Consider the following 855-nt stretch of genomic DNA (forward strand, 5'->3'; position numbering starts at 1 on the left):
GGGGTATGCTCCGTTGCAGATGTTGCCGGCAATGTAAGCCGGGACGATGTAATCAGCCCAGATCCACGTTGTGATACACGTTCTGCACGTCGTCCAGATCATTCAGCATGGCCATGAATTTGTCGAACAGCTCCATGTCTTCGGCGCTGATGGTAGTGTAACTCTGCGGGACAAACTGGATTTCATCCACCTCGAATTCCAGCTCGCCGAAAGCCTCCGTCAACGCCTGCTTGGCCTTGAAATATTCGGTATTCGGGGTAAACACCGTCAGGGTGCCGTTGTCATCTTCGATCTCACTGACGTCCACATCGGCCTCCATCAGCGCTTCCAGCACCGCGTCTTCGTCCGCATGGGCAAAAACGAAGATGGCCACGTGATCGAACATGTGGCTCACCGTACCCTGGGTGCCGATCTTGCATTTGGTCTTGGTGAAGGCCATGCGCACATCACCAAAGGTGCGGTTCGGGTTGTCCGTCAGGCATTCGATCAGCGCCATGCAACCACCCGGGCCGTAGCCTTCATAGCGGGCCGGAGAATAATCCTCGCCACCCCCGCCTTTGGCTTTCTCAATGGCCTTGTCGATCACATGACCGGGCACCTGGTCTTTTTTGGCACGTTCAATCAGGCTGCGCAGCGCCAGATTCGCCGTAGGGTCCAGGCCGCCGGATTTCGCACTGACATAAATTTCCCGACCATAACGGCTGTATACCTTGGCTTTCATATCCGAGGTTTTCGCCATGGACTCTTTACGGTTTTGATAGGCGCGGCCCATACGAATCTTGCTCCAGAGAGATTGGTTGCCGGGTATTTTAGGGGAAGATGATGGTAAGAAGAACAAGGGAGGGAGCAAGAAAG

General features: G+C 54.7%; 1 protein-coding gene. It reads right to left on the reverse strand.

What is annotated here, in order from left to right:
* Positions 1-52: 52 nt before the first annotated feature.
* A complete protein-coding gene (locus A3730_RS03745; protein WP_063521433.1) occupies positions 53-772 on the reverse strand; it encodes a YebC/PmpR family DNA-binding transcriptional regulator in 720 nt (239 codons plus the stop codon).
* Positions 773-855: the final 83 nt, after the last annotated feature.

The organism is Alcanivorax sp. HI0044 (genome assembly GCF_001634945.1).

What these genes read in the sequence shown, in the direction of transcription:
- A3730_RS03745 (WP_063521433.1), bottom strand. Translation starts at nt 772, where the DNA reads ATGGGCCGCGCCTATCAAAACCGTAAAGAGTCCATGGCGAAAACCTCG.